Below are 25,050 nucleotides of genomic sequence, written 5' to 3'. Positions count from 1 at the left end.
GCGCTGCGGCGCCCTTTTTACACCTTCGCCAACACCCCTATAGCGATCTGCAGATCCTGAATCGCCAGCCCGGTAAGATCGGCGATGGTGATGTGCTGCGGCTCGCTTCGCAACCGCCCGCCCTGCGCCAAGAGGGCGCCCATTTCGACGATTGGCGTTGAAGTGAGCCTAGTTTGCCGATAAGCCGTCGCGATCTCGCCGTAGTCAGCACATTGCCCCAGCGCATCGACCAGCAGCGCGTCCGCATTGGCCACCAGATCGGTCGCCAGCTCCTGCTTGCCTGGCGCGTCGGCGCCCACGGCGGTGATGTGCGTGCCGGGCCGGATATCCGCCGCTTGCAAGATCGGTTCGCGGCTGGGCGTGGTGGTCACGATCAGCTGACAGTGCGCCGCCAGCTCCGCCGCGTCCTGCGTGGTCAGCACCCGAAAACCTTCTGCCTCGGCATCGCGCCGATACGCCGCCAGCGCCTGTTCGTTGCGGCCCCACACCCACACCTCGCGGCAATCGGTCACCGGTTTCAGGCATTGCAGCTGTAGCCGCGCCTGCAGGCCGGTGCCGACCATGCCGATCGCCTGAATATGCGGCGGCGCGCACAGCTCGGCGGCGATGCGGCCGGCCAGTGCGGTGCGCAGCGCGGTCAGCCAGCCCTCATCCTGCAGCAGCGCCCGGGGTTCGCCGGTCTGGGCGGAGAACGCCATCACCAATCCCTGATTGCTGGCCAGGCCGCGTTCGGCGTTGCGATAGAAACCGGCGGAGACCTTGACCACGAACAGCTCGTCGCCTTCCAGCCAGGCGGATTTGATGCAGCAATCGCCGGCGGCCTGTTCGAACAGGAAATGCTGCACCGGCGGCTGTTGCACCCGCCGCTGCGAATAGGCGATAAAACCCTGCTTCAGGAGCGGCGTGATGCTCTTGGCGTCGAACGCGGCGAGGATTTGCTGCCGATTAAGGATGCGCATCGGCGATGGCCTTAAGGTATTTCTCCAGCACGATATTTTTGCCGCACAGCACCACCGCCACTTTTTTCCCCTGATATTCCGGCGCCAGTTTGATCGCCGCCGCCAGCGCCACGCCGGCCGCGCCTTCGATAATCCACCGATCGCTGGCGGCGATCCGGCGCATCGCGTGTTTGATCTCCGCTTCGCTGACCAGCACTTTACGGTCGATCAGCTGTTGGCACAGGGGAAAGGTCACGGCGCCCGGCTCGACGCCGCCGGCGGTGCCGTCGGACAGCGTTTCTTGCTCTTCCACCGGGAAGATATGGCCCGCTTCCAGCGCGCTGTACAGGCTGGTGGCGTTTTCCGGCCAGCAGGCGATAAGCTGCGTGTTCGGCGACAATTGCCGCAAAACGGTGCCGATACCGGCGATATAGCCACCACCGCCCACCGCCACGAACACGGCGTCCAGACCGGTGAGCTGTTCAACCAGCTCCATGCCGCAGGTGCCCTGGCCGGCGATCACCTGCTCGTCGTTATACGGCGAAATATAGGTTTTTCCCTGTTCGCGGGCGGCCTGTTCCCCGGCCAGTTCGGCGTTCAGCGCATCGCCCGGCACCAATTCCACGGTGCCGCCCAGCGCGCGGATGGTGTCTAGCTTGATGCTCGCGGCCGTCTCTGGCGCATAAACCGTGACGCCAACGCCCATCAGCTGCCCCGCCAGGGCGACCGCCTGGCCGTGGTTGCCGGTTGAGGCGGCAATCACGCCGCGCCGGCGTTGCTCGCTATCCAGCAACCGCAGCTTGTTGCTGGCGCCGCGAAATTTAAAGGAGCCGGTGTGCTGCAGATGGTCGCATTTCAGATACAGCTCGCAGCCGAACTGCTGCGAAAGCAGCACGCTGCGCTCCAGGGGCGTGACCCGTACCTGAGGGCGCAGTTGCTGATGGGCAGAAACAATGGCATCGAAGAGGGGATTCATACCGGCTCCGTAATGTTTTGGACTTAAAAATCCAGTTTGTACTTTTTGTATTGATTGTAAACCCCGTCGCCCGACCGCCGGGCAACCCGGCCCGCCAGCGGCAACGGCCGGGGAAGAGCATCGCGTTGGCGTTGAAAATAATCATTAACCTGTCGTTTAGCGACACGATTTTTTATTTATTTGCGTTAAGGAAGGTGCTGCCGCTGACTTATTTTGATGAAGGAAATGAGAATGAAAAAAATAGCGCTCGCGGCATCCGCCTATACGGCATGGGCGCCGTTGAGTTTCGCCGCCAGGAATGCGAACGCCTAATCGGCCGCTTATTTCCTGCCGACGCCGTCGTTTGGCTTAAATGATAAGACGCTGAAAAATAATTGCGTCATTTCGAACCGAAAAATCCTCCCGCCTTACCCGCGCAGGCCATGTGAAACGCTGTCGCCGATCCGGTAAGATGGCGACTCAGTGCCGGCATGCGCAGGAGAACCGCCATGAGCCATCGGGAAAAACAACTGACTTTCGACCCTCGCGGGCATCAGTTAACCAATATCAACGTCTGGACGCCGGACAGCCAATGGCTGGCTTATGACGTGCGCCCGCGCGGCGCCTCTTTCACCGGTCTGAGCATCGAGCGGGTCAACGTCGCCAGCGGCGCGGTGGAGGTGGTTTATCGCGCCCAGCACGGTGCCCACGTCGGCGTGGTCACGGTCAGCCCCGATGCGCCGGCGCGCTATGCCTTTATCCACGGTCCGGAGCACCCCGACAGCGCCTGGCAGTATGATTTTCACCACCGCCGCGGGGTGATCGTCAGCGAACCGGATCGCGAGTTGGCCATCACCCTCGACGCGCTGGATATCACCGCCCCCTACACGCCCGGCGCGCTGCGCGGCGGCAGCCATGTGCACGTTTTCAGTCCGGACGGCAGCCGCCTCAGCTTTACCTACAACGACCACGTCATGCACGAACGCGATCCGGCGCGCGACCTGCGCAACGTCGGGGTGGCCGTGCCGCTGCACGGGGTCAATCCGCCGAAACAGCACCCGCGCGAGTATGACGGTAGCCACTATTGCGTGCTGGTCAGCGAGACGGTGCCGCAGCCGCAGTCGGGCAGCGATCAGATCAATCGTGCTTACGAAGAAGGCTGGATCGGCCGCGAGGGTTACCGTAAGGCCGACGGCAGCCGGCAGCGCTGGGCGTTGGCGTTCATCGGCGATACGCTGTCCGCCGCCGGCGAGAAGCTGCCGGAGGTGTTTATTGTCGATCTGCCGGAGAACGATGCCGATTACGCCAGGGCGGGCGCTTTGCCGTTGCAGGGGACGGAAAGCGAGTTGCCGGCGCCGCCGCAGGGCGTCAGGCAGCGGCGGGTAACCTTTACCGGCGATCGTCGTTATCCGGGCGTTGCCGGTGCGCCGCGCCATTGGCTGCGCAGCTCGCCGGACGGCAGCCAAATCGCATTTTTGATGAAGGACGACGGCGGCGTGGTGCAGCTGTGGACGGTGTCGCCGAACGGCGGGGAGCCGCGGCAGGTGAGCCGCAGCGAGCATGACATCCAGTCAGCGTTCAGCTGGCACCCGCAGGGCGGGGCGATTGCCTTGGTGTGCGACAACAGCGTGATGCTGTGCGAGGTCGCCGGCGGCCGCCTGCAGCGTTTAACGCAGCGCAGCGCGCAGCCGCCGTCGGCGGATGCCGTGGTGTTTTCACCGGATGGCAAGAAAGTGGCGTTTATGCGCGAGATAGCGGGGTTCAACCAGATCTTTGTGGTTGAGGTGTAAGGCGGGCCTGGCGGCCCGCTGCGTGCGCGATTAGTGGGTGGCGGTGCTGTCGTTGCCTTCGCCGGGATTGCCGGTTGCCGCCAGATTCTGCTGCTCGCTGCGCAGGATGCGCGCTTTTGGCGAGTCTGCGGTGGCGTCGTTGCCGGAACGCAGATAGTCGTAAGGCAGCAGTACGGTGTCCATCACTGCGGAAAACGGCAGATCCAGCGCCACCAGCGGCATCATCGCCCAGCTGGTGTTGTCGTCCTTCAGCATGTCCACGCTGGCGCGGGTGCCGGGGTAGTAACCCTGATTCGGGCCAGTATGGCTCATCACGCTGGAGCAACCGCTGGTCGCCAACAACATGCAGCCCGTCGCTATCGCTTTCATCGTCGTCATTAATCCATCCTGCAGGGTTGCTGTTCCCCTAAATTAAGCTGATTTATAACATCCTGTTGCTGCTTTTAAAGAAGCAAAATCCCGCTCTGTGGCGGCTCTCTCACTTTAGTGTAAGTGGTAAAAAAACTTTCGCCTAATCGGTGCGAAGTTTTTTTGATCCTCGCCTGTTGAATTCATGAAATCAACCCCCATTTTATCATCAGAGCCGAATTGAGAATTCGCCGTAAGGGAATTCTGGCTTAATTAGCCTGTCCAGAGTGGAAGGCGTATTTATTTCAACCTCGCTGAAGTGCCTTAGGAGGCTGTTTTATGCGTAATTTTGATCTTTCCCCGCTATACCGTTCCGCCATTGGTTTCGATCGCCTGTTCAACGCGCTGGAAGCCGGTCAGAGTCAGGGCAACGGCGGTTATCCGCCTTATAATGTCGAGCTGGTGGACGAAAATCATTATCGCATCGCCATCGCGGTAGCCGGGTTTGCCGAGCAGGAGCTGGAGATCACCACGCAAGATAATCTGCTGATCGTGCGCGGGGCGCACAATAACGAACCGGCAGAAAAAACCTATTTATACCAGGGCATCGCCGAGCGTAATTTCGAGCGTAAATTCCAGCTGGCCGAACATATTCAAATTAAAGGCGCCAAACTGGAGAATGGCCTGTTGTATATCGACATGCAACGCATCGTGCCGGAAACATTAAAACCGCGCCGCATCGAAATTAAATAAATTTCCGTTTCGCCGGCAGGTACGCTGCCGGCAAATAATACCTAGCCTGCCGTCAGGGGGCTGAATAAACACATCTCGCTTAATGAAAGGAGTTGTTCCTATGCGTAATTACGATTTATCCCCGCTTCTGCGTCAGTGGATTGGTTTTGATAAATTGGCCAGTTCAATGGGTGGCCAGGAACCCCAAGGGTTCCCACCGTACAACATCGAGAAAAGCGATGACAATCACTACCGCATTTCTCTGGCGCTGGCCGGTTTCCGGCAGAGCGAACTGAATATCGAAGTGGAAGGGCCGCGGTTGACCGTCAGCGGTAAACCTACGCCGCCGGAAAAACAGGTCGAATACTTGCATCAGGGGTTGGTGTGCAAAGAGTTCCAGCTGACCTTCACCCTGGCGGAGCATCTGCAGGTGTCCGAGGCCAAATTTGAAAATGGCCTGCTGCACATCGATCTGGTGCGTCAGGTGCCGGAAGCCTTGCAGCCGCAGCGCATCGCCATCGGTGCGACGCCGGAGCTGGAAGCCAAATAACCGACTGAAAAACGGTCATCATCATGCGGGGGAGATCCAGACGGATCTCCCCCGCTGCGTTATGTGGCGCACGCCACAGTCCCCCCGTCTGTCCGATGTCATAATCCTTGTTAATTGTGTGCTTTTAACCGTGAATTCCCGATTCAACTTTGGCAAGGATGTGACCTATGAGCGATATCGCCCTGACCGTCAGCATGTTGGCGCTGGCGGCCGTCATTGGGCTGTGGATGGGGAACTGGAAGCTGTACGGCGTCGGGCTGGGCATCGGCGGCGTGCTGTTCGGCGGCATCCTGGTCGGTCACTTCGCCCAGAGCGGACAAATCAGCCTGAACGGGGACATGCTGCACTTTATCCAGGAGTTCGGCCTGATCCTGTTCGTCTACACCATCGGTATTCAGGTCGGCCCCGGTTTCTTCTCTTCGCTGCGCGTCTCTGGTCTGCGCCTCAACGCCTTCGCGGTGCTGCTGGTGCTGACCGGCGGCGTCGTGGCGGCGGCGGTGCACAAGCTGTTCGACGTGCCGCTGCCGATCATCCTCGGCGTGTTCTCCGGCGCGGTCACCAACACTCCGGCGCTGGGTGCCGGTCAACAAATCCTGACCGATCTCGGTTCCGATCCGGCGTTGGTGGACGGGATGGGCATGGGTTACGCCATGGCCTATCCGTTCGGCATATGCGGCATTCTGCTGGTGATGTGGCTGATCCGGCTGTTTTTCCGCATCAACATCGAGCGCGAGGCGCAGGCGTTTGAAAGCCGCCTGGGCAATCAGCGTGAGCTGCTGCACGCCATGAACGTGGCGGTGCGCAATCCCAATCTACAGGGCATGGCGATCAAGCAGGTGCCGCTGCTCAACGGTGAAGCGATCGTCTGTTCGCGCCTCAAACGCGGGGAGCTGCTGATGGTGCCGGCGCCGCACGAGCGGCTGGAGCTTGGCGACTACCTGCATCTGGTGGGCAAACGCGAAGATCTGGAAAATGCCCGGCTGGTGATCGGCGAAGAGGTGGATGCCTCGCTGTCGACGCGCGGCACCGCGCTGCAGGTGGTGAGGGCGGTGGTGACCAACGAGCAGGTGCTGGGCAAGAAAATCCGCGATCTGAACCTGAAGCAGAAGTATGACGTGGTGATTTCACGCCTCAACCGCGCCGGCGTGGAGCTGGTGGCCGGCAGCAACGTGACGCTGCAGTTCGGTGACATTCTCAACCTGGTCGGTCGACCGGAGGCCATCGACGTGGTGACGGCAATCGTCGGCAACGCCCAACAAAAACTGCAGCAGGTGCAGATGCTGCCGGTCTTTATCGGCATCGGGCTCGGGGTGCTGCTCGGCTCCATTCCACTGTTCGTGCCCGGCTTCCCGGCGGCATTGCGGCTGGGGTTGGCCGGCGGGCCGCTGGTGGCGGCGCTGATCCTGGGGCGCATCGGCAGCATCGGCAAGCTGTATTGGTTTATGCCGCCGAGCGCCAACCTGGCGCTGCGCGAACTGGGCATCGTGCTGTTTCTGGCGGTGGTTGGATTGAAGTCGGGCGGCAACTTCATCGATACGTTGTTGCACGGCGAGGGGCTGACGTGGGTCGGGTACGGCGCGCTGATCACCGCCATTCCGCTGCTGAGCGTCGGTATTCTGGCGCGCACGGTGGGCAAGATGAACTACCTGACGCTGTCCGGCATGCTGGCGGGATCGATGACCGATCCGCCGGCGCTGGCCTTCGCCAACGGTCTGCATCCCACCAGCGGCGCCGCCGCGCTGTCTTACGCCACCGTGTATCCGCTGGCGATGTTCCTGCGCATCATGTCGCCGCAGCTGCTGGCGGTGCTGTTCTGGACGCTGTAACGCTGCCCGACTACAGCCGGTAAGGCATTAACACGCCGTTGTCAGTGCCGAAATCTTTGGGGTTGCGGGAGATGAGCGTCCGGAACCCCACCTGCGCGGTGGCCCAGATAATGGCGTCCGGCAGCTTCACATGCTGTGAGTGGCGCAATTCTACGGCGCGTTCGGCAACTTCATCGGTAATAGGCAACAGCAGGAATTGCCCTAAAAACTGGCGCGTTTTCAGCTCCAGCGCCGGCCCCTGTTTTTTGGCACCCACCATCACTTCCATCCAGGTGATGGCGCTAATAGCCGGGTTGATGTGGTATTCGGTCAGAACGTCTTTGGCTTGAGGAATGCCGTTGAGATAATCGATCAGGATATTGGTGTCGAATAGCGCCCGTTGAACCACCATTATTCCCACTCCTCGCGCTGACGATTTTCGTAGTCTACGCCATCGCCCATCGCCTCGGACCAGAGCCCGAAAGCATTGCTGGGATCTTCAACGTGGTTCTCCGTCAGATAACGGGAGACGGCCTGACGGATGATTTCGGCCCGGGGAACGTGGCGGATATTTTTCAGATTGTCGAGCTGCCGCAGGTCTTCTTCAGGTAAATCGATCACGATGCGGGTCATCGCTAGCCCTCCAAAAAAAAGATATACGATATATGCATCGTATATCTTTATCGGTCGATTTTCAATCAGCTGGCGTTAGCCTTCCTGATGCGCGCGTTCGATCTCTTCCGCCAGGATCGCCACGCCTCGCTCGATTTTCTCCGGGTCGGGCACGTAGTTCATGCGCATGCACTGGTGGGTGTGCGGCCAGTCGTGCTCCAGCCCCGGGAAGAAGTAGTGGCCTGGCACCATCAGCACGCCGCGTTTTTTCAGGCGCTGATACAGCACTTCGGTGGTGATCGGCAGATCTTTGAACCACAGCCAGAGGAAGATAGCCCCTTCCGGTTTGTGGATCAGGCAGCGCTCCGGCGACAGGTAGCGGCGGATAATCTCGATGGTGTGCTCGACGCGCTGTTTGTAGAACGGGCGAATCACCTCGTTCGACAGGCGCAGCAGATCGCCGCGTGCGATCATTTCTGTCGCCATCGCCGGCCCCATGCTGCCCGGCGACAGGCTGATGATGCCGTTCATGTTGGTCAGCGCGGTGATCACCTTCTCGTCGGCGATCACGATGCCGCAGCGCGAGCCCGGCAGGCCGAGCTTGGACAGGCTCATGCACAGGATGGTGTTCGGGTTCCACAGCGGCGTGGCGTCGCTGAAGATGATGCCGGGGAACGGCACGCCGTAGGCGTTGTCGATCACCAGCGGAATATCGCGCTGCTGCGCCAGCAGGTCGAGCTTCATCAGCTCTTCGTCGGTGATCACGTTGCCGGTTGGGTTGGTCGGCCGTGAAACGCAGATCATGCCGATGTCGTCGCCGATGGTGAGGTGTTCGAAATCAACGTGATACTTGAACTGGCCGTCCGGCAGCAGCTCGATGTTCGGCTTGGCGGAGACGAACAGCCCTTCGTCCAGCCCGGCGTCGGCATAGCCGATATATTCCGGCGCCAATGGGAACAGCACGCGGCGGCGCGAACCGTCGGCATAGCGGCCGGCGAACAGGTTGAATAAGTAGAAAAACGCGCTTTGGCTGCCGTTCGTCAGTGCAATATTCTGTGGCGAAATCTCCCAGCCGAGCTCGTCGCGCAGCAGATTGGCCAGCGCTTTCAGCAGCGCGTCCTTGCCTTGCGGGCCGTCGTAGTTGCACAGCGCTTCGGTCAGTTTGCCCTGATCGAGCATCTCCTGGCACAGCTGTTTGAAGTAGGCTTCCATCTCTGGGATCTGCGCCGGGTTGCCGCCGCCGAGCATGATGGCACCGGGGGTGCGCAGGCCTTCGTTCAGGTCGTCCATCAAACGGGTAATGCCCGCATAACGGGTAAATTTTTCGCCGAAAAGTGAGAAAGTCATAGGTGCAGCAGTACTGTTTCTTAGCAGGTAATCCCCCACCATACCGCCAGACAAATCCCGCTGCAACGCGGCCGACAAATCGACCAATGGGCACAAACTTCGCCCATTGGCCGATTAGCAGCATATTACGCTGGATTATTGTGACCGTTCGCCGGCCCACACCACCATCACCTTATCGTCGCCGAGCCGGCGGCTGAAGGCGTAGTAGGCGGCGTGCGGCTGCGGGGTTTGCACGCCGCCGCCGATCGCCGGATGGCGAGCGCGGAACTGCCCCAACCGTTGCCAGTGGGCCAGCAGCGGGGCTTTTTCCCCCAGCAGCTCACGCCAGTTCATGTCGGAGCGGGTGCCCTGCAGCGGATCGGAACCGGTTGGGCCGAGCGGGCGGCCGCTTTCATCGCCGTAGTAAATCTGCACCGCGCCCGGCGCCAGCAACAGCAGGTTCGCCGCCCGCTGTTGCAGCGGCAGCGAGCCTTTGGCGTCGCTGGCGAAGAACAGCCGGGTGTCGTGTGAAGAGAGGTAGCTCAGCACGTTGAAATCCTGCAGCCGCTCGGCCATCTGCCGGTAGGTGGCATCGATGTCGGCAAAGCAGCCCAATGCCTGCGCCGCCTGGTCCTGGAAGTCGAAGTTGATCATCGCGTCGAAGCCGTTTTGGTAATAGTCGCTTTTCATCACCCCGTGGCCCCAGGCCTCGCCGGTCATCCAAAACGGCGCGTCATCCAGCGCCTGCTGCGGATGCTCCGCTTTCCACGCCGCCAATGCCGCCGTGGCGCGCTGCTTCAACAGCGCCAGCGTCGGTTTTTCCACGTGCTTGGCAGTATCGACGCGAAAACCGTCGATGCCGTAATCGCGCACCCACTGGCTGAGCCAGACGGTCAGGTAATCGCGGGTGGTGGCGCCGGGCATGTCGCGCGCGGCGGTGTCGGGTTTGTGGCGATAGAACAGCGGCAGGCCGCTGGCGCCGGGCGCTTCGGTTTTGATGTCCGGCAGGAAGGCCAGCGACATCGTCAGGTCGTCATAGCCCGGTGAGTCATAGTCGCCGATGTCGGTGCGGATCCAGTTTTTTCCCCACCATTGGCGCCAGCCCGCTTTGTCGCTGAAGTTGATGTAGTCGTTGAAGCTGTGCCAGTTTTGCCCCGGTCCGGGGCGCCAGTCGCTCCAGTTTTTCCCCAGGGTTTTCTCCACCTCTGTACCTTGCAGATACAGCGAGCCGAAGTGGAACGTCTGCATATCCGCCAGCGTGGCGTAACCGACATGGTTCACCACCACGTCGAACAGAATGCGAATGCCGCGCCGATGCGCCTGCTCGACCAGCGTGCGCAGCTCCTGTTCGGTGCCCATGTTGGCGTCGAGGCGAGTCCAGTCCAGCGCGTAATAGCCGTGATAGGCGTAATGCGGGAAATCGCCTTTGGTGCCGCCGCCAACCCAGCCGTGGATCTGCTCCAGCGGCGAGCTGATCCACAAGGCGTTGACGCCCAGCTGCTGCAGATAATCCAGCTTCTGCGTCAGGCCGGCCAGATCGCCGCCGTGAAAGGTGCCTATTTCCTGCAGGCCGTCGCTGCGGCGCCCGTAGCTGTGGTCATTGGCCGGGTTGCCGTTCTCAAAGCGATCGGTCAGCACGAAGTAAACCGTGGCGTTATGCCAGCTGAACGCCGCCGGTTTCGCCGTGGCGGCGGATTCCAGCAGCAACAGGCCGCCGCTGGCGGCGGCGGGCTGCAGCGTGATTTTCCCCTGGCTCACCTGCGCCGTTTGACCGGAATAGAAATCGCGCAGCGTTTCGCCTTCGGCGAAGGTGGAGGCGACCTCGACCGTGACCGGCTTGCCGTCCCAGCGCGGGCAGCTGCGGACGGCAACGGCGGTGCTTTCCGGCGCGCTGCTCAGGCTGAGCTGCAGCGTCGGCGTGCCGCTGCGGGTGTCGATGCGCACCTGATAGTCGCCGGCGCGGAACTGCCGCCAGCTGACCGGCGGATGAGTGCCGCAGGGCTGCAGCGACAGCGTCTGGTTAAGCTTCACCGCCTCGGCCGGCTGCCAGCAGTGGTTATCCTGATACAGCCGCAGCGGTAGCTGGCCTTTGGGCAGCGCGGCCTGGCTGGCGAACAGCCCGGCGGCCGTTTCGTCGAAGGCCGGGAAGCCCGGCAGCGTCCAGCCGGCCAGCGCCGAAGGCGACAGCAGCATCAACAAGGGCAGGGGTAACAGTTTCATGGCTCTCCTTACGCGCGGCAGGAAGCGTTTTTTCGCAGGGTAGCGCCCAGTGTGGCAAACGGTGGAAAAATGGCCTCCTCCCTGCGGGGGTTTTTCGGGGAGGAGAGGAAGGGCGGAGCGTTTTCGGATTGATTCGGCTTGGCTTTGCGCGCGCGCTGCGGCAGATTAAACGATGAACATCAAAGGAGGTTAGCGATGACGGACAAAAACTGGCGAGAAGAGATCGTTCAGGCAATTCAGGATGCCGAATTGCAGCACTTCGCCGAAGAACATCAGCTGCAGGCGCTGTTCGCACCGCAGCAGGAAGATCAACACGGCCGGTTATCTGCAGAGCACCGGCCGCGCTGAGTTATTTCCGCAACAGCTGCGGGTTGACGCAGTTTTCTTTCACCGTGCCGGTCAACGCGGCGATCAAATTATCCACCGCGCAGGCGGCCATGCCGTAGCGCGTTTCATGGGTGGCGGAGCCGATGTGCGGCAACGCCACCACGTTCGGCATGCTGAGCAGCGGCGAGTTGGCCGGCAGCGGCTCTTTCTCGAACACGTCCAACCCGGCGGCGTGGATCACGCCGTTTTGCAGCGCTTCGATCAGCGCCTGCTCATCCACCACCGGCCCGCGGCCGGCGTTGATCAGAATGCCGCTTTTCTTCATTTTCGCCAGCTGATCGCGGCCGATCATGTGGAAGGTTTGTTCGGTCAGCGGCAGCGTGATGCAAACGAAATCCGACTCGGCCAGCAGGGTATCCAGATCGCAGCGGCGTGCGTTAAAGCGCTGTTCCGCTTCTTCGTGTGTGCGGCGGGCGTTGTACAGCACCGGCATGCCGAAGCCGAAATGCGCGCGCTGCGCCAGCGCCAGGCCGATACGCCCCATGCCGAGGATGCCGATGGTTTTATGGTGCACGTCGACGCCGAACCAGTCCGGCCCGATGCTGCCGCGCCATTCGCCGGCCTTCACCCGCTCGGCCACTTCCACCACCCGGCGCGCGGTCGCCAGCACCAGGCTCATGATGGTGTCGGCGACGGTTTCGGTCAGCACCGTCGGGGTGTGCATCAGCAGCACGTTATGGGCGTTGAGCGCCTCGACGTCGAAGTTGTCGTAGCCGACGGAAACGGTCGAGGCCGCGCGCAGTTTGGGTGCCTGCTGCAGGAAGGCTTCGTCAATTTTACCGCCGGAACCGATGATCCCTTCGGCCTGCTGCAGCGCCTGGCGCAGTTCGTCGCGGTTCTCCGGCTGCAGGCCGTTGAAGGCGTGCACGGTGAAGTGCTGTTCCAGACGTTCACGCAGATCGGCAGGCAGGCTTTTGTACAATACGATAGAAGGCTTCATCACGAACTCCAGCTGGGCCAAAGGGGGCATGGCGCCCCCCCGGTTGGGTTAACAGATAAAAAGTATAACCGGATCAAGCCAATTGCGGCTGGATCTCGTTGCGGGCGGGTTTGACGATCAGCGTCAGCACCACCGCCACCACCAGTGCGATGGCCATAAACATGTAAGAGGCCGCCGGGCTGCCGGTGGCGCCATTCAGATAGCCGACGAACCACGAACCGAAGAACGACCCCAGCGCGCCCATGCTGTTGATCAGCGCCATGGCGCCCCCGGCGACGTTTTTCGGCAGCATTTCCGGAATGATGGCGAAGAATGGCCCGTAGGGGGCGTACATCGCGGCGCCGGCGACCACCAGCAGGCCGTAGGAGATCCAGAAGTGGTTGGTGCCCACGGCGTAAGAGCCGAAGAACGCCAGCGCGCCGATCAGTAGCAGCGGCCAGACGAACAGCTTGCGGTTTTGCATTTTGTCCGACGCCCAGGAGACCACGATCATGGCGATGGTCGCCGCCAGGTAAGGCACCGCCGACAGCCAGCCGGCTTCCACCATGCCCATCTGCATGCCGCTGCGCAGGATGGAAGGCAGCCACAGCACGAAGCCGTACACGCCGATGCTCCAGGCGAAGTACTGCACGCACAGCAGGATCACGTTGCGCGAACGGAAGGCTTCGCCGTAGTTGCGCACGGCCTTGATGCCTTTCTGCTCTTCGTCCAGCTGCTGTTGCAGCGCCAGTTTCTCCTCGGCGGTCAGCCAGCCGGCCTGCGCCGGTTTGTCTTTCGCCAGCACCCACCAGCAGAACGCCCAGATAACCGCCGGAATGCCCTCGATGATGAACATTTCGCGCCAGCCGAAAGCGTGAATGAGATAACCGGACACCACCGACATCCACAGCACCGTCACCGGATTGCCGAGGATCAGGAAAGTATTGGCGCGTGACCGTTCCGATTTAGTGAACCAGTTGCTGATGTAGATCAGCATCGCCGGCATCACTGCCGCTTCCACCACGCCGAGGATAAAGCGGATGGCGGCCAACATCGGGATATTGCTGACCACGCCGGTCAGCGAGGCGCAGCCGCCCCACAGGATCAGGCACCAGAAGATCAATTTTTTGACGCTGCGGCGTTCGGCGTAGATGGCGCCGGGAATTTGGAAGAAGAAATAACCGAGGAAAAACAGCGCGCCCAGCAGCGAGGCCATGCCTTTGGTGATGCCGAGATCTTCATTGATGCCGGCGGCAGAGGCGAAGCTGAAGTTGGCGCGATCGAGATAGGCCAGGCTGTAGGTGATAAACACGATGGGCATGATGTACCACCAGCGTTTGGCCGCGACAGTCGCTTTGTTCATGTTCAGTATCCTTCAGTGGTGTTGCATCCCCTTCGCCCGGCACGCTGGGCATGCAAGACAAAGGGGCAGATGCTCTCCCGACGCGTCCCGGTTGTAGGGCCAGAGGCTGACGTCATGCGGAGAAGTCGTTTTTTTTTATTGTTATTCGGCCAGCGCCGCGCGGGTTGGCAGGCCTTCGCTGTCGCCGATGGCCTGGATCGCCAGCGAACCGATTTTGTTGCCGCGCTGCACCGCCTGTATCAGCGTTTTTCCTTCCAGCAGGGCGCTGAGGGTGCCGACGGCAAAGCCATCACCGGCACCGACGGTATCCACCACGTTGTCGACCTTCACTGCGGCCACTGCCGCCTTGTCACCGGCGGCGGTTTTAAACCAGGCGCCGTCCGGGCCGGTTTTGATGATCACCGCCTGCACGCCGCGTTCCAGATAGAAATCGGCGATGCCTTCCGGCGTCGATTGGCCGGTGAGGATCTGCCCCTCTTTCAGCCCCGGCAGCACCCAGTCGGCGGCGAATGCCAGCTGGTTCAGCTGCTCGATCATCACCTCGCGGCTGGGCCACAGCACCGGACGCAGGTTGGGGTCGAACGAAATGGTTTTGCCCAGGGCGCGCATTTTGCGCGCCGCATGGTGGCACAGGGCCAGCGACTCGCTGGACAGCGCCGCTGCTACGCCGCTCAGGTGCAGGTGGCGTGCGGAACCGAAATACTCAGGGTTGAAATCGGCGACCGACAGGTGGCTGGCCGCCGAGCCTTTGCGAAAGTATTCCACGCTGGGATCGGTACCATCGGTGGTTTTGGATTTTACCTGAAAACCGGTGGGATAGTGGCCGTCGACCGTCACCTGCCGGTAGTTGATGCCTTCTTTTTTCAGCTGCTGCAGGGTGAAGCGGCCGAACGAATCGTTGCCGACGCGGCTGACCCAGCCGACGTTCATGCCCAGACGCGCCAGGCCGATCGCCACGTTCAATTCGGCGCCGGCGATGCGTTTGGTGAAGGTTTCCACCTCCGCCAAATCGCCGGTTTGCGCCGCCACGAACATCGCCATGGCTTCGCCCAGCGTGACCACATCCAGGGGCGCCTGCTGCGCCGTCGTTGCCGTTAACGTTGTCATCATGGGGTTACTCCGCACGCAAGATATTGACGTAATGGCGGGTGACGGCTTCCAGATCATCGCCCTGCAACGGGAATTCGATGCCGCGCGGCGCATCGTGCGGCAGGCGGGCCAGCAGATCGCGCCAGCTGCCGTCGGTATCGTCCAGCGCGACGGCGCGCCAGCCGCGCGGGCCTTGGGTGGCGGCTTTGACGTGCACGTAACCGACGTGGCGGGCCAGGCGTTCGGCGGCGGCAAAGGCGTCTTGCCCCACCCACAGCCAGTTGGCCATATCGAAGGTCATGCTGACCGGCAGGTGGCTATCTTCCGCGGCGTGGAAAAAGGCGTTCAGCATCGACAAAATGCCGCAGTCCGGCGTCTGATCGTTTTCGACCACCAGTTTGACCGGGTGCTGCTCCAGCGCCACTTTCAGCTCGGTAAAATCGAAGCCGGGGCGGAAATGGCCGAGGGAAAGCTTCAGCCGGCGCGCGTTCAGCGCCTGCGCTTCCGCCAGCAGTGCCGGCAGGTTAGGGTTCAGCGTATGTTGCGGGGTGAACAGCGCCTCAGGGGCGGAGTAGACGGCGAACAGCTGCTGGCGATCGATCTCTTGCGCCAGGGCCGGCAGGCTGTCCAGTTCGCCGGCGGCGAACAGTTCGCGGCGGATCTCGACCCCGTCGGCGCCTGCGCCGGCGATGATGGGCAACAGCGCGCGCTGGCCGCCGTGTTGTTTGACGGTATCGGTGCCGTAGGCGCCGGTGACCACGATGATTTCTGTTTTCATTTTGACTCCTGAGGCGGCATTGTCGCCGCCGCTGCTGTTACCGGTACGTTAAATGGAACCGGTTCCAGCGGAAAGCGACAGAGTGTAAAAATATGATCGCAATCACGAAGCTGAGCAAAAAACAGCCGATGAGGGCGGGGCGGGCAACGGCCCCGGAGAAGGCGGGTTAGCGGGTGGTGGAGCCGCGGACGATCAGCTCGCCGGAGAACATCTGCTCGCCGCTGGGGGCGGCCAGGCCCTGAATGCGCTGCACCAGCCGCTCCAGCGCCGCGTGCCCCATTTGGTAGGTGGGCTGTTTCAGCGTGGTGATGCCGACGCCCGCCAGCTCCGCCCACTCCAGCTCGTCGAAGCCCAGCAGGCCGATGTCGTTGCCCCACTGAATGCCGAGCCGGCGCATGGCGCGCGCCACCTGCAGCGTCAGGGCGCCGTTAGCGGAGATCACCGCCTTGCGCATGCCGCGATGGCGGCCGCTGAAATCGCTCAGCACCTGCTCCAGCTTCTGCCGATCGTTGAGCGGCGTTTCGGCCTGCTCCGCCAACAGCGTGGGGTGCTGCGCCATGGTGTGTCTGAAAGCGTGCAGGCGTTCGAGACGGGTATTGACCGTACCGAGCGGCTCGCTGAGGAACAGGATCGCTTCGAAACCTTGTTGCAGCAGATGTTCGGTGGCGACGGTGGCGGCTTCGCGGTTGTTCAGGCCCACCACGTCGCAGGCGAAGTCGGGGATTTTGCGGTCGATCAGTACCATCGGCAGCATCGACTGTTGCAGCGTGGATAACGCTTCCTCGCGCATGCCGACCGCGTTGACCACGATGCCTTCCACCCGGTAACTGCTGAGCAGCTGCAGGTAGTGCTGTTCCTGATTGACTTCGTTGTTGGTGTTACACACCAGCAGGGTAAAGCCGTGCTGGCGGCAGGCGGCCTCGATGCCGCGCATCACGTCCACCGAATAGGGGTTGGTGATATCGGCGAGGATCAGGCCGATCAGGCGGGTCTGGCCGCCTTTCAGGCTGCGCGCCATCTGGCTTGGCCGGTAGTCGAGCTGCCGGATCGCCTGTTCGATGCGCTGTTTGAGATCGTCGGAAAGCAGGTGTTGTTCACCATTCAGATAGCGCGACACGCTGGTCTTGCCGGTTTTGGCGATGTTGGCCACATCGCTGATGGTGGCGCGCCCTGAGGCGCGCGTTGCCTTGACAGTGCTCACAGCCGATCCCTCCTGCGGTTAATTGCCAAGGAGACTACCATACCCGATGTGCGGGCGGGAGTATTGAAGGGTAAGGAGAAAATCGCAGGGAGGCGGCGGGGCGCCGGTTGCGCGCCCCGCACGGGATTACTGCAGCGGGCTGAGGGTGATCTCGACGCGGCGGTTTTGCGCCTTGCCTTCCGCGGTGCTGTTGGAGGCGATCGGGTTGTCCGGGCCGGCACCGGTGGTGCGGATACGGTTTGCCGCCACGCCCTGGGTGATCAGCGCGCTGGCTACGCCGTCGGCGCGCTGCTGCGACAGGTTCATGTTGAGCGAGCGGGAGCCGGTGCTGTCGGTGTAGCCGACAACGTTGACCGCGGTTTTCGGGTACTCTTTCAGCACCATGGCGACGCCGGTCAGGGTGTTGGCGCCCGCCGGTTTCAGCGTGGCGCTGCTGCTGTCGAAGGTCACGTTGTTCGGCATGTTCAGCACGATGTTGTCGCCCTGGCGGGTGACGCTGACGCCGGTGCCTTTCATCTTGTCGCGCAGTTTGGCTTCCTGCACGTCCATGTAATAACCTGCGCCGCCGCCCAGTGCCGCACCGGCCGCCGCGCCGATCAGCGCGCCCTTGCCGCGATCTTTCTTGGATGAGGACAGCACGCCGACACCGGCGCCCAGTGCGGCCCCGAGGCCTGCGCCGATGCCGGATTTGCCGACTTCGGATTCGCCGGTGTATGGGTTAGTGGTACAGGCCGACAGCGTGAGCGCTACGCTCACTGCGCCGGCAATAATTGCAATGCGTTTTTTCATGTTCTTGTCCTTAATGGCATCAAAATCTGTACGCGCCTGCCCAAAACGGGGGCGCAAAAAATAGGCGACGCAGGTGGGGCCCGCGTCACCGCGCTACTATGACGCGTTGACTCGCCGGCAGTTCCGGAGAAAAACGTGACAAATGATGAGCGCGGGGAAGTGCTGGGGGGAGTTATGCGACAAAACGCCGGGCGGCGCCATGCAGCGGATTCCTAATTGCGCGCATCCGGGGTGCGGATGCGCCTTTTTTAAGCCTAATGGGTTGAATTTTCGACTGCCGACCAGTTCATGATCAGCGTATAGGCCTGGGTTTCTTCATTGAACAGGCGCTGCGTCACCTGAAAGCCGTGCTTGTGGTAGAACGCGCAGGCACGCAGGTTCTGCTGGTACACCTCCAGGCTGAGCCGGCGGTAGCGCTGCTGCACGTGCGTCATCAGCGCCTGGGCGACGCCGCGGCCGTGAAACGCCCGATCGACAAACAGCGCGCCGATGAACTGCTCGTCCAGCACGCTGATAAAGCCGACGATCTCGTCGTTATGCCAGCAGGCCCAGCTTTGCGCGCGCGGCAGGTAGTTCTCCCGCACCAGCGCGGCGCTCTCACGCCAGTATTTTTCCGCCACGAACGGATGGGCGGCGATGGTGCTGGGCAGCCACAGCGCCATCAGCCGTTCGATATCCTCCGGTCCACAGGGGCGGATCACCGTGGCTTTGGGTAGCACATGCACCCCGTCAGATGATCGTTCACCAGCCCGCTGGCCTGCATGAAGGCGTAACAGATAGTGGAGCCGATAAACTTGAAGCCGCGCTTTTTCAACGCTTTGGACATGGCGTCGGACTGCTCGGTTTTGGCTGGCACCTGGCTCAGCGCCTGCCAGCGGTTGAGCTGTGGCCGGCCGCCGACGAAGTCCCAAATGAAGGTAACGAAATTCTCGCCGGCCGCCTCCATCGCCAGGTAGGCTTTGGCGTTGGTGATGATGGCTTCTATTTTGCCGCGGTGGCGGATGATGCCGCTGTCCTGCAGCAGGGTTTCCACGTCCTGCTCGGTCATGGCGGCGACCCGCTGCGGATCGAAACCATGGAAAGCGCGACGGTAGTTCTCGCGCTTTTTCAGGACGGTGATCCAGGAAAGGCCGGCCTGCTGCCCCTCCAGGCACAGCATTTCAAACAGCTCGCGCGCGTCGGTGGTGGGCGCGCCCCATTCCTTGTCGTGATACTCGAGATACAACGGATCGGCCGTCACCCAACCGCAACGTTCGTCTGCCATCCTGACTGTCCTTATGCTGTGTTTATGAACAGTAATCATCGCTCGTAGCGCCGAACTTGGCAAGCCTCTGATTGTTTTGTCATCAGCCCGCTTGACGTGACGAAAAAGCCGACAATAGTTACTACATGGCCGGTGGAAAACCGGTCAACGATAAAAACGACATTGCCTTCATTTGCAGGCTCTCAGGAGTCGATTCATGCCTCTAAAAATAACGTGCATGCCCCGCCCGGCGGCGCTTGCAGTGGCGCTACTTTGCAGTGTGACCCTACCGGCTCAGGCGTACGATCAACTGTACGTCTTTGGCGACAGCCTGAGCGATACCGGCAACAACGGCCGGTTCACCTATGATGGCAACCAGCACTTGCTGTACGACGAAGCGTTGGCGCAACGCATCGGGGCGGCGCTGGTGGCTTCGGACAACGGCGGTGAAAACTACGCCGCCGGCGGTGCCGTGGCGGTGCCGGGCTTGAACCCGGTCGACAACACCCAGGATCAGGTGCAGCGCTACCTGAACCGGGTCAACGGCCAGGCCGACGGCGACGGGCTGTATATTCATTGGATCGGCGGCAACGATCTGGCGGCGGCGGCGCTGAATGCCGCTACCGCGCCCGGCGTGGCCTATAACAGCGCCGCGGCCGCCGCTGCGCAGGTGCATTCGCTGCTGAACGCCGGCGCCGGCACGGTGATCGTGCCAACGGTGCCGAACATCGGCTCCACGCCGCAGCTGATGGAATTGATCATTCAACAGGCGCTGTCGCCGGTGCAGGGGGCGGCGATCCAGGCGGCCTATGCCACGCTCAATTCGGTGGCGACGCCGGACAACGCGTTACGCACGCAGGCGATCCACGCGGCGTTGGCCGCCGCGGCGAAGCAGGGCAGCGCCATTCCTCAGGTACAGCAGGCGATCGCCGCGCAGCTTATCGCGGCGTATGACAGCCTGAGCGCGCAGGCCGCCCAGCTGACCGATTTCTATAATCAAAGTGAAGACCGTCTGCTGGCGCAGGGCAGCGGCAATATCGTGCGGGTGGACGTCAACAAGCTGTTCGCCGAAGCGATCGCCAATCCGGCACAGTTCGGCTTCGCCAACACCGCCGGGATGGCCTGCCCGCCGGGCGTTTCCTCGGCGGTTTGCCGTTCCGATATGCCCGGCTTCGATGCCAGCCAATCCTATCTGTTCTCCGATCACTTCCACCCCAGCCCGCAGGCGCACCTGCTGATTGCGGATTATATCCAGGCGGTGTTGGATGGCCCTGCGCAGGTGGTGGCGCTGAATCAGGCGACGGCGGCGATGGCGCGCGACAGCCGCGCTACGCTCGACAGCCGCTTCCAGCAGCTGCGCAACGGCGACAACCCGCAGGGATCGCTGGGCGTGTTCGGCGGTTACGCCGGCCAGCACTACGACTATGCTGATAATCGGGCGGCGGGGGACGGCAACGCCACCACCCACAACCTGACCGTCGGGGTGGACTATCAGCTGACCGACAGCTGGTTGATCGGTGCGTTGATCGCCGGTTCCAACGACGATCAGCATCCTTCCAGCCGCTTTGATTACAAGGCGCGCGGGCTGCTGCTGTCGGCCTTCAGTTCGCTGGCGCTGTTCGAGCACGGTTGGGTCAACGCCGATCTGCACTATGCGACGATGGATTATGACGACATCCGCCGCAGCATGCGGCTGGGGCCGCTGACGCGTACCGAAACCGGTTCGACCACCGGCAAGCAGTGGGGCGCGCGCGTGACCGCCGGCTATGACTTCCCGATCGCCTCTTACCTGACCACCGGGCCGGTCGCGCAGTTCGCCTGGGATTACAGCCGCGTTTCCGGCTACGGTGAAGACGGCGATGACAGCACCGCCATGCGCTTCAACGATCAAACCTATCACTCGCAGATCGGCGCGCTGGGTTGGCGGCTGGATACGCAATTCGGCGTGTTTAACCCTTATGCGGAAGTGAGTTATCAGCATCAGTTCGGCGACGACGTCTACCGCGCCGGCGGTGGCCTGAAATCGACGCAAACCTCGTTCACCCGCGACAGTGCGGGCCAGGACAAAAACTGGGTGGATGTCACGCTGGGGGCCAACATGCCGTTGACGGACAGGGTATCGGCCTTCGCCACCGTTTCGCAAACCGGCGGGCTGAGCAGCGGCGAGCAGTTTATGTATAACGTCGGCGTCAGTGCGCGTTTTTGAATTGGCCATCGGCGCACTCAACGGCGCAGGATAAGCCATAAGGTCTGATAAGGGATTTAAGCGGAGGGCGGCCTGGGGGTGAATTATACGGGCCGCAATGACGTTGGCGGAAATACAAAAAAAAACTGATCCTATGAAAGGATCAGGTAGCCACTTGGCCAACACCAGGGAAAATTTTATTTATTATTGTATAACCAAAGATTAACTGTCAATTTGTTTCTGTAGCCCGTTTGCGCCGTATTTCATCCCTGACCTTCCCTCCATGCCCGGCGCCCCGGTCCGCCGCACGTTATCGCCTTATTTTTTGACGTTCATAAGAAATAATCTGGCACTTGATCACATTATCTCTCGGTAAGGGGAGTTTTTTAGTTGATAAAATTAACAAAAATAACATTACCGCAACTTTATCTCGTGGCAAATATAAAGATACACGCACGGAAATCAGCCTGAATTTGATCGGCGAGGGGAGAAATAGCGGTCAGTTAATTGCTTATTTAAACGGCGGTGAGTGATTTTTTTGTTAAGTAAGTCTAATGGGTGTGGCGGCGTCACGCTGTTTAGCCAGGCTCGTGGATGGCGAGGGGCCGGCCGGATCGCCGTGTCTTCACGCTGTGGCCGACGTGTGAAAATCCAGCGCCTCTCGCCCCGATTCGCACTTGTTGCCGGATTCTGGCTGTATATCTTACGGTCAAAGGGTATACTGGCGCATTCCATCTAAATCCACTTGTATCGCGTGCGAATTCAACATGCAAAAGTTTGATACCAAGACCTTCCAGGGCCTGATCCTGACACTGCAGGATTATTGGGCGCGCCAGGGCTGCACCATCGTTCAACCATTGGACATGGAAGTCGGCGCGGGAACCTCACACCCGATGACGTGCCTGCGCGCACTGGGGCCGGAGCCGATGGCCGCCGCCTATGTGCAGCCATCCCGCCGCCCGACCGACGGCCGCTACGGCGAAAACCCGAACCGTCTCCAGCACTACTACCAGTTCCAGGTGGTGATTAAGCCGTCGCCGGACAACATTCAGGAACTCTACCTGGGCTCGCTGAAAGAGCTGGGTCTGGATCCGACCATCCACGACATTCGCTTCGTGGAAGACAACTGGGAAAACCCGACGCTCGGCGCCTGGGGCCTGGGTTGGGAAGTGTGGCTGAACGGCATGGAAGTGACGCAGTTCACCTACTTCCAGCAGGTCGGCGGCCTGGAGTGCAAGCCGGTGACCGGCGAGATCACCTACGGCCTGGAGCGCCTGGCGATGTACATCCAGGGCGTGGACAGCGTGTACGATCTGGTGTGGAGCAACGGCCCGCTGGGTGTTACCACCTACGGCGACGTGTTCCACCAGAACGAAGTGGAGCAGTCCACCTACAACTTCGAATATGCCGACGTCGACTTCCTGTTCTCCTGCTTCGAGCAGTACGAGAAAGAAGCCCAATCGCTGCTGGCGCTGGAAAAACCGCTGCCGCTGCCGGCCTACGAACGCATCCTGAAGGCGGGCCATACCTTCAACCTGCTGGACGCGCGCAAGGCGATTTCGGTGACCGAGCGTCAACGCTACATTCTGCGCATCCGCACGCTGACCAAAGCCGTTGCCGAAGCCTACTATGCTTCCCGCGAAGCGCTGGGCTTCCCGATGTGCAACAAGAAGAACGAGAACTAAGAGGCAGCCATGACTCAACAGACTTTCCTGGTGGAAATCGGCACGGAAGAGCTGCCGCCGAAGGCGCTTCGTTCCCTGGCGGAATCTTTCGCCGCCAACTTCACCGCCGAGCTGGACAACGCCGGCCTGGAACACGGTGACGTGAGCTGGTTCGCCGCACCGCGCCGCCTGGCGCTGAAAGTGGCCAACCTGAGCGCGGCGCAGGCCGATCGCGAAATTGAAAAACGCGGCCCGGCGATCGCCCAGGCGTTCGATGCCGAAGGCAAACCGAGCAAAGCGGCCGAAGGTTGGGCGCGCGGCTGCGGCATCACCGTCGATCAGGCTGAACGCCTGGTGACCGACAAGGGCGAGTGGTTGATGTACCGCGCCCACGTCAAAGGCCAGTCGGCGCAGCAACTGCTGGCCGGCATGGTCAGCACCGCGCTGGCTAAACTGCCGATCCCGAAACTGATGCGTTGGGGCGACTCCGACGTGCAGTTCGTGCGTCCGGTACATACCGTCACGATGCTGCTGGGCGCCGATCTGATCCCAGGCACCGTGCTGGGCATCGACTCTGCGCGCACCGTGCGCGGCCACCGCTTCATGGGCGAAGCCGAGTTCACCCTCGACAACGCCGACCAATACCCGCAGATCCTGCTGGAGCGCGGCAAAGTGGTCGCCGACTATGAAGCGCGTAAAGCCCTCATCAAGCGCGATGCCGAGCTGGCGGCGCAGAAGATTGGCGGCAAGGCCGATCTGAGCGACAGCCTGCTGGAAGAAGTGGCCTCGCTGGTGGAATGGCCGGTGGTGCTGACCGCTAAATTCGAAGAGAAATTCCTGGCGGTGCCGGCGGAAGCGCTGGTGTACACCATGAAGGGCGACCAGAAGTATTTCCCGGTGTATGACGCCGCGGGCAAACTGCTGCCGAACTTTATCTTCGTGGCCAACATCGAGTCGAAAGACCCGCAACAGATCATCTCCGGTAACGAGAAGGTGGTGCGTCCGCGCCTGGCCGACGCCGAGTTCTTCTTCAACACCGACCGCAAGAAACGCCTGGAAGATAACCTGCCGCGCCTGGAAACCGTGCTGTTCCAACAGCAGCTGGGCACCCTGCGCGACAAAACCGACCGCATTCAGGCGCTGGCGGGCTGGGTTGCCGGCCAGATTGGCGCCGACGTCAACCACGCCACCCGCGCGGGCCTGCTGTCGAAGTGCGACCTGATGACCAACATGGTGTTCGAATTCACCGATACCCAGGGCGTGATGGGCATGCACTACGCGCGCCACGACGGTGAGGCGGAAGACGTCGCCGTTGCGCTGAACGAGCAGTATCAGCCGCGCTACGCCGGCGATGCGCTGCCGCAGTCGCTGGTGGCCTGTTCCCTGGCGATCGCCGACAAGATGGACACCCTGGCCGGCATCTTCGGCATCGGGCAGCATCCGAAAGGCGATAAAGACCCGTTCGCGCTGCGCCGCGCCGCACTGGGCGTGTTGCGCATCATCGTCGAGAAAAACCTGCCGCTGGATCTGCAGACCCTGACCGAAGAGGCCGTGCGCCTGTACGGCAGCAAGCTGACCAACGCCAAGGTGGTCGACGAGGTGGTGGAATTCATGCTGGGCCGCTTCCGCGCCTGGTATCAGGAAGAAGGCCACGCGGTCGATACCATTCAGGCGGTGCTGGCGCGCCGTCCGACCAAGCCGGCCGACTTCGACGCACGCGTCAAGGCGGTGTCTCACTTCCGCACGCTGGAAGCGGCGGCGGCGCTGGCAGCGGCCAACAAACGCGTCTCCAACATTCTGGCCAAGTCCACCGAAACGCTGAACGACAGCGTGCGTGCCTCGGTGCTGAAGGACGCGGCGGAGATCCAGCTGGCGACTCACCTGGTGGTGCTGCGCGACAAGCTGCAGCCGTACTTCGCGGCGGGCAACTACCAGGAAGCGCTGGTGGAGCTGGCTGCGCTGCGCGAGCCGGTGGATGCGTTCTTCGATAACGTGATGGTGATGGCGGACGATGCGGAAGTGCGCGTGAACCGCCTGACGCTGCTGAGCAAGCTGCGTGAACTGTTCCTGCAGGTGGCGGACATCTCCGTGCTGCAGTAAGCGATTCTCTGCCGTGAAAAGGCGCCTGCGGGCGCCTTTTTTTATTTCAGTTTCCT

The 25,050-nt window shown here is 61.6% G+C and carries 25 protein-coding genes; 10 read left to right on the top strand and 15 right to left on the bottom strand.

All coding sequences use genetic code 11. The annotated features are described in order from the left end of the window. Positions 1 to 17: 17 nt before the first annotated feature. Complete coding sequence (locus ACJ8QI_RS19995) at positions 18 to 959, bottom strand: ornithine cyclodeaminase family protein (protein ID WP_442532979.1); 942 nt, start codon at positions 957 to 959, stop codon at positions 18 to 20. After that, positions 946 to 1,914: a threonine/serine dehydratase gene (locus ACJ8QI_RS19990; protein WP_442532978.1), complete on the bottom strand. Its 969-nt coding sequence runs from the start codon at positions 1,912 to 1,914 to the stop codon at positions 946 to 948. The genes ACJ8QI_RS19995 and ACJ8QI_RS19990 overlap by 14 nt, the downstream gene beginning before the upstream one ends. Before the next feature lie 17 nt (positions 1,915 to 1,931). Here ACJ8QI_RS19990 and ACJ8QI_RS19985 point away from each other — a divergent pair, with 17 nt between their 5' ends. Together ACJ8QI_RS19985 and ACJ8QI_RS19980 are read left to right on the top strand one after the other, a co-directional pair. Further along, positions 1,932 to 2,270: a hypothetical protein gene (locus ACJ8QI_RS19985; protein WP_442532977.1), complete on the top strand. Its 339-nt coding sequence runs from the start codon at positions 1,932 to 1,934 to the stop codon at positions 2,268 to 2,270. Between the two features lie 132 nt (positions 2,271 to 2,402). Then, complete coding sequence (locus ACJ8QI_RS19980) at positions 2,403 to 3,683, top strand: DUF3748 domain-containing protein (protein ID WP_336844105.1); 1,281 nt, start codon at positions 2,403 to 2,405, stop codon at positions 3,681 to 3,683. Positions 3,684 to 3,713: 30 nt separating this feature from the next. Here the strand turns inward: ACJ8QI_RS19980 and ACJ8QI_RS19975 are convergent, their stop codons facing one another. Beyond that, positions 3,714 to 4,061: a YceK/YidQ family lipoprotein gene (locus ACJ8QI_RS19975; protein WP_016929593.1), complete on the bottom strand. Its 348-nt coding sequence runs from the start codon at positions 4,059 to 4,061 to the stop codon at positions 3,714 to 3,716. Between the two features lie 309 nt (positions 4,062 to 4,370). On the opposite strand from ACJ8QI_RS19975, the gene ibpA reads away from it, so the two are divergent. The 3 genes from ibpA (at position 4,371) to ACJ8QI_RS19960 (ending at position 7,139) form a co-directional block, all read left to right on the top strand. Beyond that, on the top strand, positions 4,371 to 4,784 hold the full coding sequence (gene ibpA, locus ACJ8QI_RS19970) for a small heat shock chaperone IbpA (protein WP_004933919.1): 414 nt from the start codon (positions 4,371 to 4,373) through the stop codon (positions 4,782 to 4,784). Between the two features lie 100 nt (positions 4,785 to 4,884). Continuing rightward, positions 4,885 to 5,313, top strand: coding sequence for a small heat shock chaperone IbpB (gene ibpB / locus ACJ8QI_RS19965; protein WP_004933922.1), 429 nt, complete (start codon positions 4,885 to 4,887; stop codon positions 5,311 to 5,313). Positions 5,314 to 5,480: 167 nt separating this feature from the next. Next, entirely contained in the window at positions 5,481 to 7,139 is a 1,659-nt protein-coding gene (locus tag ACJ8QI_RS19960) for a putative transporter (RefSeq protein WP_442532976.1), read from the top strand. 10 nt (positions 7,140 to 7,149) lie between these two features. Here ACJ8QI_RS19960 and ACJ8QI_RS19955 read toward each other — a convergent pair whose 3' ends face one another. The 4 genes from ACJ8QI_RS19955 to ACJ8QI_RS19940 form a co-directional block, all read right to left on the bottom strand. Continuing rightward, positions 7,150 to 7,530, bottom strand: coding sequence for a type II toxin-antitoxin system VapC family toxin (locus ACJ8QI_RS19955; RefSeq protein WP_060424343.1), 381 nt, complete (start codon positions 7,528 to 7,530; stop codon positions 7,150 to 7,152). Continuing rightward, on the bottom strand, positions 7,530 to 7,751 hold the full coding sequence (locus ACJ8QI_RS19950; protein WP_230489523.1) for a ribbon-helix-helix domain-containing protein: 222 nt from the start codon (positions 7,749 to 7,751) through the stop codon (positions 7,530 to 7,532). The genes ACJ8QI_RS19955 and ACJ8QI_RS19950 overlap by 1 nt, the downstream gene beginning before the upstream one ends. 75 nt (positions 7,752 to 7,826) lie before the next feature. Beyond that, entirely contained in the window at positions 7,827 to 9,077 is a 1,251-nt protein-coding gene (locus tag ACJ8QI_RS19945) for a valine--pyruvate transaminase (RefSeq protein ID WP_004933935.1), read from the bottom strand. A 135-nt stretch (positions 9,078 to 9,212) separates the two neighbouring features. Continuing rightward, positions 9,213 to 11,276 carry an alpha-amylase gene (locus ACJ8QI_RS19940; RefSeq protein WP_197808746.1) on the bottom strand — a complete coding sequence of 688 codons (2,064 nt, stop codon included), beginning with the start codon at positions 11,274 to 11,276 and terminating at the stop codon, positions 9,213 to 9,215. A 195-nt stretch (positions 11,277 to 11,471) separates the two neighbouring features. On the opposite strand from ACJ8QI_RS19940, the gene ACJ8QI_RS19935 reads away from it, so the two are divergent. Then, positions 11,472 to 11,624 (top strand): hypothetical protein, encoded by a 153-nt coding sequence (locus tag ACJ8QI_RS19935; protein ID WP_169317907.1) that lies wholly within the window; start codon positions 11,472 to 11,474, stop codon positions 11,622 to 11,624. Position 11,625: 1 nt separating this feature from the next. On the opposite strand, the gene ghrB is transcribed toward ACJ8QI_RS19935, so the two are convergent. The 8 genes from ghrB to ACJ8QI_RS19895 all read right to left on the bottom strand — a co-directional run bounded on the left by ghrB (position 11,626) and on the right by ACJ8QI_RS19895 (position 19,066). Next, positions 11,626 to 12,603 (bottom strand): glyoxylate/hydroxypyruvate reductase GhrB, encoded by a 978-nt coding sequence (ghrB, locus tag ACJ8QI_RS19930; protein WP_016929588.1) that lies wholly within the window; start codon positions 12,601 to 12,603, stop codon positions 11,626 to 11,628. Positions 12,604 to 12,676: 73 nt separating this feature from the next. Continuing rightward, the gene (locus ACJ8QI_RS19925) at positions 12,677 to 13,945 is read right to left on the bottom strand and encodes an MFS transporter (RefSeq protein ID WP_442532975.1); all 1,269 of its coding nucleotides are present in this window, start codon (positions 13,943 to 13,945) and stop codon (positions 12,677 to 12,679) included. A 141-nt stretch (positions 13,946 to 14,086) separates the two neighbouring features. Continuing rightward, on the bottom strand, positions 14,087 to 15,052 hold the full coding sequence (locus tag ACJ8QI_RS19920; protein ID WP_442532988.1) for a sugar kinase: 966 nt from the start codon (positions 15,050 to 15,052) through the stop codon (positions 14,087 to 14,089). A 7-nt stretch (positions 15,053 to 15,059) separates the two neighbouring features. Continuing rightward, a complete protein-coding gene (locus ACJ8QI_RS19915) occupies positions 15,060 to 15,812 on the bottom strand; it encodes a sugar phosphate isomerase/epimerase family protein (RefSeq protein ID WP_060424332.1) in 753 nt (250 codons plus the stop codon). Between the two features lie 166 nt (positions 15,813 to 15,978). After that, the gene (locus ACJ8QI_RS19910; RefSeq protein WP_060424330.1) at positions 15,979 to 17,013 is read right to left on the bottom strand and encodes a LacI family DNA-binding transcriptional regulator; all 1,035 of its coding nucleotides are present in this window, start codon (positions 17,011 to 17,013) and stop codon (positions 15,979 to 15,981) included. Positions 17,014 to 17,139: 126 nt separating this feature from the next. After that, complete coding sequence (locus ACJ8QI_RS19905; RefSeq protein WP_016929583.1) at positions 17,140 to 17,802, bottom strand: OmpA family lipoprotein; 663 nt, start codon at positions 17,800 to 17,802, stop codon at positions 17,140 to 17,142. 254 nt (positions 17,803 to 18,056) lie between these two features. Next, entirely contained in the window at positions 18,057 to 18,503 is a 447-nt protein-coding gene (locus ACJ8QI_RS19900) for an N-acetyltransferase (RefSeq protein WP_442532987.1), read from the bottom strand. Next, complete coding sequence (locus ACJ8QI_RS19895; protein WP_141971821.1) at positions 18,500 to 19,066, bottom strand: DNA-3-methyladenine glycosylase I; 567 nt, start codon at positions 19,064 to 19,066, stop codon at positions 18,500 to 18,502. Before ACJ8QI_RS19895 ends, ACJ8QI_RS19900 begins: the two co-directional genes overlap by 4 nt. Before the next feature lie 196 nt (positions 19,067 to 19,262). Between ACJ8QI_RS19895 and ACJ8QI_RS19890 the strand changes: the two genes are divergently transcribed. From ACJ8QI_RS19890 to glyS, 4 genes are all read left to right on the top strand, one after another. Further along, entirely contained in the window at positions 19,263 to 21,251 is a 1,989-nt protein-coding gene (locus ACJ8QI_RS19890; protein ID WP_442532974.1) for an autotransporter outer membrane beta-barrel domain-containing protein, read from the top strand. A 332-nt stretch (positions 21,252 to 21,583) separates the two neighbouring features. Continuing rightward, complete coding sequence (locus tag ACJ8QI_RS19885; protein WP_442532973.1) at positions 21,584 to 21,763, top strand: hypothetical protein; 180 nt, start codon at positions 21,584 to 21,586, stop codon at positions 21,761 to 21,763. A gap of 234 nt (positions 21,764 to 21,997) precedes the next feature. Beyond that, positions 21,998 to 22,915 (top strand): glycine--tRNA ligase subunit alpha, encoded by a 918-nt coding sequence (glyQ, locus tag ACJ8QI_RS19880; protein ID WP_004933966.1) that lies wholly within the window; start codon positions 21,998 to 22,000, stop codon positions 22,913 to 22,915. Between the two features lie 9 nt (positions 22,916 to 22,924). Then, positions 22,925 to 24,994 carry a glycine--tRNA ligase subunit beta gene (glyS, locus tag ACJ8QI_RS19875; RefSeq protein WP_038875981.1) on the top strand — a complete coding sequence of 690 codons (2,070 nt, stop codon included), beginning with the start codon at positions 22,925 to 22,927 and terminating at the stop codon, positions 24,992 to 24,994. The last annotated feature ends 56 nt before the right edge of the window (positions 24,995 to 25,050 follow it).

The sequence above is a fragment of the Serratia sp. CY84636 genome (genome assembly GCF_052166245.1).
GTDB lineage: Bacteria > Pseudomonadota > Gammaproteobacteria > Enterobacterales > Enterobacteriaceae > Serratia > Serratia nevei.
The sequence above is the reverse complement of the archived record's forward strand: the minus strand, read 5'-3'. Positions and strand labels throughout refer to the sequence as shown.